Genomic DNA, 6,930 nt, shown 5'->3' on the forward strand with positions numbered 1-6,930 from the left:
ACATCTCAACAGTTTCTCAAGGTTTAATGTGGCTTCCCTCAGCCTCTAACCTTGAACGGTCGTCGCAGGCATTCAACGGATTTACCGTGATGATACTTAAAGGTTTGCTTCCTCTATTCACACGGTTCGATGCTGCAACGGGTTTCGCTCATAGTGCGTCGCGTCGATATTGGACCTATTTGGTCGAGCAACCCTGGGGTTATTGAGGCGCAAGATGTGCCTGGTGCGCTATAGAGCATAGTGTCCCCCTCTCGAGGTATCGTAAACGCACTCGGCGCGCGCGATTATACCGCGTAACGAGCCAGGAGTAGCGGCGCTGCTGTGATATAGTTAATAAGGGAGGCGAAGAACCGCTGCGCGTACCTTTTTAAGCCGTAGGCCGGGTTACGCCTCAAACCGCACGCACAGTACCGGCGGCAGGTGTGTGCTGATCGTCTCCCAGGAATCCCCGAGGTTGTCGCTGACCCAGAGGGAGCCGGTGGTGCTGCCGAAGGCGAGGTGGCCGGCGTCGGGCGAAATCTCCAGGCAGTGGCGGTAGACGAGGTCGTACGCCGGCTCCTGCGGCAGGCCGCGGGAGAGGGACTCGACGGTTTTGCCGCCGTCGCGGGTGCGGGTGACGACCAGTTTGCCGTCGACCGGGATGCGGGTCTCGTCCTTCACACCCGGGACAAACCAGGCCATGTCCGGGTCGGCGGCGTCACGTATGCTATCCACACTTCGGACACCCGGGGTATTCAGACCTTCACGCCGCCGACGACCGGGCGGGGGCAGGATTGGGTGCTGGTTATCAAGAACCGATGAGAAGGCAGCGATCAGTTCAATATGAGAGGGACTAGCGGCGAATCCGTATGCGATGAGGCTCTACCAGAAAGAGACATCCGGCAAAGTCGCTCATTTTGTCATGCGTTTGAACGAAATCGAGAAAGCGTTCAACGATTGCCGGAATGACTGCGGGTTGATTCTTCAGTTGGAAAGCTACGATTCCAAGGAAAAGGGAGGGAGGGTAGGCGACAATATCAGAGAAATCACCATTTCATGTCAGAAGGATTGCTTCCTCCAATTGTGCTTTTTGTATAACCATCGGATCAGGAGCATTTTGTGGCAGATGCTCCCGTAATACAAGAACGGTGTGTCCGGCCTCGCGCAGGGTTCGTGTGGCAGAAGCCGGTACACAATGATCGGCGAAAAACCTGAGCTCCATCAGGCGGCTAACTCAAAGGACGCGAGATCTCGTGCGTAGCTCAAGCAGGCGACGATGTGCTCCTCGGTGAGATCCGGAAATTCCGCCATAATCTGCGGTATAGTGTATTTATCCGCCAGATAGCCCAGTATGAGCCCAACGGGAATGCGACTACCCGCAATACACGGTTTCCCTCGCAGCACTTCGGGAGAGCTATCGATGTAATTTTTCCAGGATGGTGAGTTCATAGCAGGTATGCAGGCCAATGTTTAGACAAGTTACGCATGGAATTCTTAAAGATCCTGGCCGCTTAACCGGGGGTTGTTTAGTTCTCAAACCGCACGCAGAGTACCGGCGGCAGGTGTGTGCTGATCGTCTGCCAGGAATCCCCGAGGTTGTCGCTGATCCAGAGCGAGCCGGTGGTGCTGCCGAAGGCGAGGTGGCCGGCGTCGGGCGAAATCTCCAGGCAGTGGCGGTAGACGAGGTCGTACGCGAGTTCCTGCGGCAGGCCGCGGGAGAGGGACTCGACGGTTTTGCCCCCGTCGCGTGTGCGGGTGACGACCAGTTTGCCATCGACGGGGATGCGGGTCTCGTCTTTGATCCCCGGTACGAACCAGGCCATGTCCGGGTCGGTGGGGTGGACGGCCACGCCGAAGCCGAAGTTGCTGGGCTGGACGTCCTCCAGTTCGCGCCACGACAAACCGGCGTCGTCGCTGACGAAGATGCCGTTGTGGTGCTGCATCCACATGCGGTCCGGATTGGACGGCGACTGAACGACGCGGTGTGGGTCCTGGGAGATCGGGTCCCCGGCCATCTCGGGTGGCATGTAGGCGTTGCGGAGGCCTTTTGTCCCGATCAGCTCCCAGCTTGCGCCGGAGTCCCGAGTTGCCCATACGCCACCGCACGACACAGCGATGGTGACGTGTTTCGGGTCGCGGGGGTCGACGAGGATCGAGTGGATGCCGGCGAAGTCGTACCCGCCGCCCATCCATTTCTGCCGGCGGGGGTCGTCCCATAGCGAGCGGATCATCGTCCAGTTCTCGCCGCCATCCGTCGAGCGGAAGAGACCGCCCGGGATGTCGCTGTACCAGAGTTCGCCCGGAAGTCCGCCCTGTTCGAGACCCCAGATGAGGAAGGAGCTCCAGGGCACGTCAATGCCCCGCATGGGATCTTTATCCACAAACCCCTCGGGTTTCGGCGGATAGGCCGGCGCCGGCGCCTCGTCCCACGTCTTTCCCCCGTCCTCCGAGCGCCGGAGCTTGACGCCAAAGTGCCCCGTGCCGAGGGCCGCATGGATACGTTTTCCGCCGGCCTCGGGGAGCACCATCGTCACCGGGTCGCCTAGGAACCAGCTGTTAGCAATCGTCCAGCGTCCGTTGGAGCGCTCGATGCGGAAGAGGCCCTTGCGGGTACCGACGAGAAGGGAGGTGCTCATTAGAGGGTCTAAGGCTTAAGAAGCTAAAGGTTCAAGGTTGAAGGTCTCAGGTGGACACGCCTTAAACCTTCAACCTTGAACCTTGCACCTTTAACCGCGGCTGGAATCAGCCGCCCGAAAGGGCCTGGGCCACGTAGATATCGGCGGATTCGCCGACGGGGTCGTTGAGGCCGATGCGGTCGTGGATGAGTTCCTGGTTCAGAAATATCGCGACGTGTTTGCGTAGGGCCCCCTGGTCATCCAGTACATAGCGTCGTACGCGGGGGTTGGATGCAAAGTAACTCTCCAGCACCTCGCGTACGGTGGCGCCGGCGATCCTAGCCGCCGGCACGTCCACATGCCGGAGCAGGTTTGGGGTGAAGGCAAGAGAAGTCATACTTGCGAATATATGTGCAAAATAGGTGTCGCGACAATCTTTCTACATTTTAGGACACCAGGCGAGCGTACGTCAGCGCGACGTTTCGTCCAGCTCATCCTGTAGCCTGCGTACTTCGCTCAGGAGAGCCGTGAACCGGAGGCCAAACGTCGAGAGGGTATAGGTCACTTCAACCGGAGGTTTATCTCCAAGCACATCACGTCGCACGATGTCATACCCAGTCAGCTTCCGCAACCGCTCGTTCATCACCTTGGCGGATAATCCCGGGCAGGCGCGCTGAAGGGCGCTGGGCCTCGCCGTCCCTCCTTCGATGAGCCCCAGTAGTTGCACAGACCACTTGCAGCCGAGAATGGCTTCGAGCATACCGGCGACGGACTGCTTCTGTTCTAGTGAAGCAGCGGTCTGACCCTTCGTCCGAGCTTCAGAGTGTACCATCTGGTAAGTGCCTGATAAACAGGTGCATTCTTGAAGGGAACTTGAGACTCGTCGTAGCCTCTTGCACTTCACGACACCACGAATCTATCAGGTGCAACACATGCCAACGACGATCGATATTCCCGGGTACACCTACGCAATAGGAGCGGTTCCTCGTTCGCCGGTGACGCCGGCTGACTTCGAACTGATGAAAAAGAGCGTTCTTTTCGATGAGAACGATATCCGTCTTCTCCGCCTTTCCCACGGCGTCGTAAAGGATCAGGTCGAGGCCATCCTCGACGTGTGGTACGGCTTCGTCGGCTCTCAGCCCCACCTGCTGGCTTCGTTCACCGGCAAGAAGGACGGCCAGCCCCTGGGCGACTACCTGGCGCGGGTGCGAGCGCGTTTCGGACAATGGATCCTGGATACGGCGAAGGCGGAGTACGATCAGCGGTGGCTCGATTACCAGCACGAAATCGGGCTGCGGCATCACCGGACCAAAAAGAATACAACCGACGGGGCCGCGTCGACCGACATTGTGCCGTTTCGGGATCTGTTTGCGCTCATATTCCCTGTGACCTTCACGCTTCGGCCTTTCCTGGCTGCAAAAGGGCATTCACCGCAGGACGTGGAGGGGATGTACAATGCCTGGCTCAAATCCTGCCTGCTACAGGTGACGTTGTGGAGTTATCCGTACGTGAAAGCGGGTGATTTCTGATCTGTAATTCGGACGAGACCCGAAGGGTTTTGGAAACCCTTCGGGTCTGCGCGCGGCGTTTACCGAAAGCCTATATCCCCATAGACACATCCCGGAGGGATTTCGTACCCTCCAACATGATATTTCATTTACTTGCCGAACTGGCATGCTGGAGGGTGGCATTCCGGCATGACGATCGAAAACAATGAAGATCGATGTCGTCACTGGCTTCGTCGTACGAGATGCCCCGGGGCCGGCATAAGGAGAGATCATCTTTTCGCTGGACATGTTTTCACCCAGCCCAAGCGGTGCCAGAATAAGAAATCGTATATTTGCTGCCACGCGACTCGAGGCACCTCGATCAGCGGCGATATCGAATTTCCTGCATCTCTGTCTCCAATTCGTGACTCCCTATGAAGCGAAGCGTACCATTCCTCGTCATGTGCCTCCTGTTCATCGGGTTGTCTGGCCCGGCCGAGGCCCAGATCGCCAACCTGGGGTCATTCGCCGTATCGGGCCAGGGCAGTTTGTGTGGTCTCGCCCGCGAAGCCGACACCGGGACCATCTGGGTATACCCGTGTTTTGGCAACGATGTGTTGGCCTATTCGGCGACTGGAGAGGCGGCCGGCTCTGTGCCGCGCCCCGGCGAATCGGCCAATGATGTCGATGTGCTGATCACGCCAGCTTCGTTTGTGCTGGCGGACTCGACGCTGCCGGCTAACACGTTGCTCTTCGTTAACGGGGAGTCGGGCGTGGCGGAAGTATATGCGATCGACAAAGCCACCGGTGTCGTCATCGATACCCTCGTAGCGGGCTTTGGAAATGACCACGTGGTGGGCGGCGCCTACCACACGGCGCGTCAGACGCTCTTTCTGGTGCAGGACAACGTGCCGGCCGCGACGGTCCGCAACCGTATCGCGGAGGTCGACCCCGTCACCGGGGACACGCTGCACACGTTTAGCGTCGAGGCCGATTTCAGCGTGTCGTTTGGCGACATGGATGTGTCGGGCGTGACAGGCAATCTGTTTGTGGTGAGCAGCGTCGAGTCCGACATCGCGGAGTACACCCCCGTCGGCGAATTCGTACAGCTCCACGAGCTTCCTGCTGGAGTGGGTTCACTCAGCGGCATCGCGCTGGACTGCGCCGTGCAAGAAGCCTGGGTGTCCAGCACTTCAGGCACGGTTTTTCAGCTGGGTGAGGTGCCCTGTGGGGTGCCTACGTCCGTGGAAACAGAGCAGCCGACAGCGTATCGGATTTCCTCCGTGTACCCGAATCCGTTTACGACGGACGCGACCATCACCGTCGAACTCGACCGGCCGCAACACGCGCGGATAACGGTGTACGATGTGCTCGGCCGGCTCGTGGAGGTCGTCCATGACGGGCCTGTGCAGGCCGGCGAGCAACCGTTTACGTTATCCGGCGCATCGCTGCCCGCGGGCACCTACCTGGTGCGCCTGCAAGGGGAAAATTTCCTGTACACGCAGCGGGTGTCGCGCATCGATTGACGCGGCACTTTCTGTCGGCAAGACCCGAAGGGTTTTTAAAACCCTTCGGGTCTGCGCGCGGCGTCGACCGATAGCCTATATCCCCATAGACACCTCCCGGAGGAATTTCGTACCCTCCGGCCTCGAATTTCATCGTTTGGGCGGACTGGCATAAAAGTGGGTGGCGTTTTAGGACTGGATCATCCTGTACAATACCCACCCCACACCGCCATGCGACTGCTCATTGGCTATCTGCTACTCCTCGCCACGCCGGCCGCGGCGCAAACCACTTACCACGTCGCTCCCTCGGGCTCCGACGCCAACCCGGGCACGGCCGGCAGCCCCTGGGCCACCCTCCAACACGCCGCCGACGAGGCCAACACCCCCGGCGATACGGTGAACGTCATCAACGGGCATTACACAGGCTTTAACAGCCAGCACGACGGGATCGTGTTCTGGGCGGATGGAGACAACGTGGTCGTCAACATCGCCGGCAGCTACTCGGGGCTCGATAACATCAACATCGAAAACAACGACGATATCGTCGTCGCTGGCTTTGTCGTGCGCGATGCGCCTCGGGCTGGCATTCGCGTCGTCAACGCGGAGCGGGTGACCGTGCGGGGCAACACCGTGGGACCCAACGGGAAATGGGGGATATTTTCGGGCTTCGCGCGGGACATCCGGGTGATTGCTAATACCACCTTCGGCTCGGCCGACGAACACGGTATCTACATCAGCAACAGCGATGGGCCGGCCGACAACGCGACCGTTGCCGGAAATGTCTCCTACGGGAATACCGTCAACGGCATCCAGTTTAACGGCGACTGTTACGCCGGCGGGGATGGCACGCTCGACGGCGGATTGATCGAAGGAAACACGGTGTACGACAACGGCGCCAAAGGCCTCAGCATCATCAGCGCGCCGGGCGTCCGTATCCAGAATAACCTCATCTACGAAAACCGGCGCGGACCCGCGGGAGCGGCCGGCATCCACCTGGTCGATGAACCCGGTTGCGGCAAGCCGACCACCGACGCCATCGTCGTGAACAACACAATCATCGAGCCGCGCATGGCCGGCATCCGGATCAACGACGGCGCGACCCGCAATGGGGTGTTCAACAACCTGATCGTAAGCGGCAACCCCATCGCCGACGAGGAGGGCGGCAACGCGATCGATGGGGCGTCCAACATCACCGCTTCGACGACAGCTGGACTTTTTGTCGATGCGGCAGGGTTCGATTTCCATCTTATCGATTCCTCGATTGCCGTTGATGCGGGCGTGCTGACGTATCAGTCGATCTCTGCCCCGCAGGTGGATTTCGCCGGCTGGCCGCGCGTGGCCGGC

8 protein-coding genes are annotated in these 6,930 nt (G+C 59.6%); 3 read left to right on the forward strand and 5 right to left on the reverse strand.

Features of this window, described 5'->3' with window-relative positions; genetic code table 11:
• Positions 1-384 precede the first annotated feature (384 nt).
• The 5 genes from SH809_08260 to SH809_08280 all read right to left on the reverse strand — a co-directional run bounded on the left by SH809_08260 (position 385) and on the right by SH809_08280 (position 3,426).
• A complete protein-coding gene (locus tag SH809_08260; GenBank protein MDZ4699681.1) occupies positions 385-714 on the reverse strand; it encodes a hypothetical protein in 330 nt (109 codons plus the stop codon).
• Positions 715-1,200: 486 nt separating this feature from the next.
• Complete coding sequence (locus SH809_08265; protein ID MDZ4699682.1) at positions 1,201-1,428, reverse strand: DUF433 domain-containing protein; 228 nt, start codon at positions 1,426-1,428, stop codon at positions 1,201-1,203.
• 77 nt (positions 1,429-1,505) lie between these two features.
• Positions 1,506-2,615 (reverse strand): hypothetical protein, encoded by a 1,110-nt coding sequence (locus SH809_08270; GenBank protein MDZ4699683.1) that lies wholly within the window; start codon positions 2,613-2,615, stop codon positions 1,506-1,508.
• 106 nt (positions 2,616-2,721) lie between these two features.
• On the reverse strand, positions 2,722-2,991 hold the full coding sequence (locus SH809_08275; protein MDZ4699684.1) for a hypothetical protein: 270 nt from the start codon (positions 2,989-2,991) through the stop codon (positions 2,722-2,724).
• 72 nt (positions 2,992-3,063) lie between these two features.
• Positions 3,064-3,426 carry a winged helix-turn-helix transcriptional regulator gene (locus SH809_08280; protein MDZ4699685.1) on the reverse strand — a complete coding sequence of 121 codons (363 nt, stop codon included), beginning with the start codon at positions 3,424-3,426 and terminating at the stop codon, positions 3,064-3,066.
• 100 nt (positions 3,427-3,526) lie between these two features.
• On the opposite strand from SH809_08280, the gene SH809_08285 reads away from it, so the two are divergent.
• From SH809_08285 to SH809_08295, 3 genes are all read left to right on the forward strand, one after another.
• Positions 3,527-4,123, forward strand: a complete 597-nt coding sequence (locus SH809_08285; GenBank protein ID MDZ4699686.1) for a protoglobin domain-containing protein — start codon at positions 3,527-3,529, stop codon at positions 4,121-4,123.
• Between the two features lie 392 nt (positions 4,124-4,515).
• Complete coding sequence (locus SH809_08290; protein MDZ4699687.1) at positions 4,516-5,607, forward strand: T9SS type A sorting domain-containing protein; 1,092 nt, start codon at positions 4,516-4,518, stop codon at positions 5,605-5,607.
• A gap of 210 nt (positions 5,608-5,817) precedes the next feature.
• On the forward strand, positions 5,818-6,930 hold a 1,113-nt coding region (locus SH809_08295), incomplete at its 3' end, for a right-handed parallel beta-helix repeat-containing protein (GenBank protein ID MDZ4699688.1).

The organism is Rhodothermales bacterium (assembly GCA_034439735.1).
Lineage (GTDB): Bacteria > Bacteroidota > Rhodothermia > Rhodothermales > JAHQVL01 > JAWKNW01.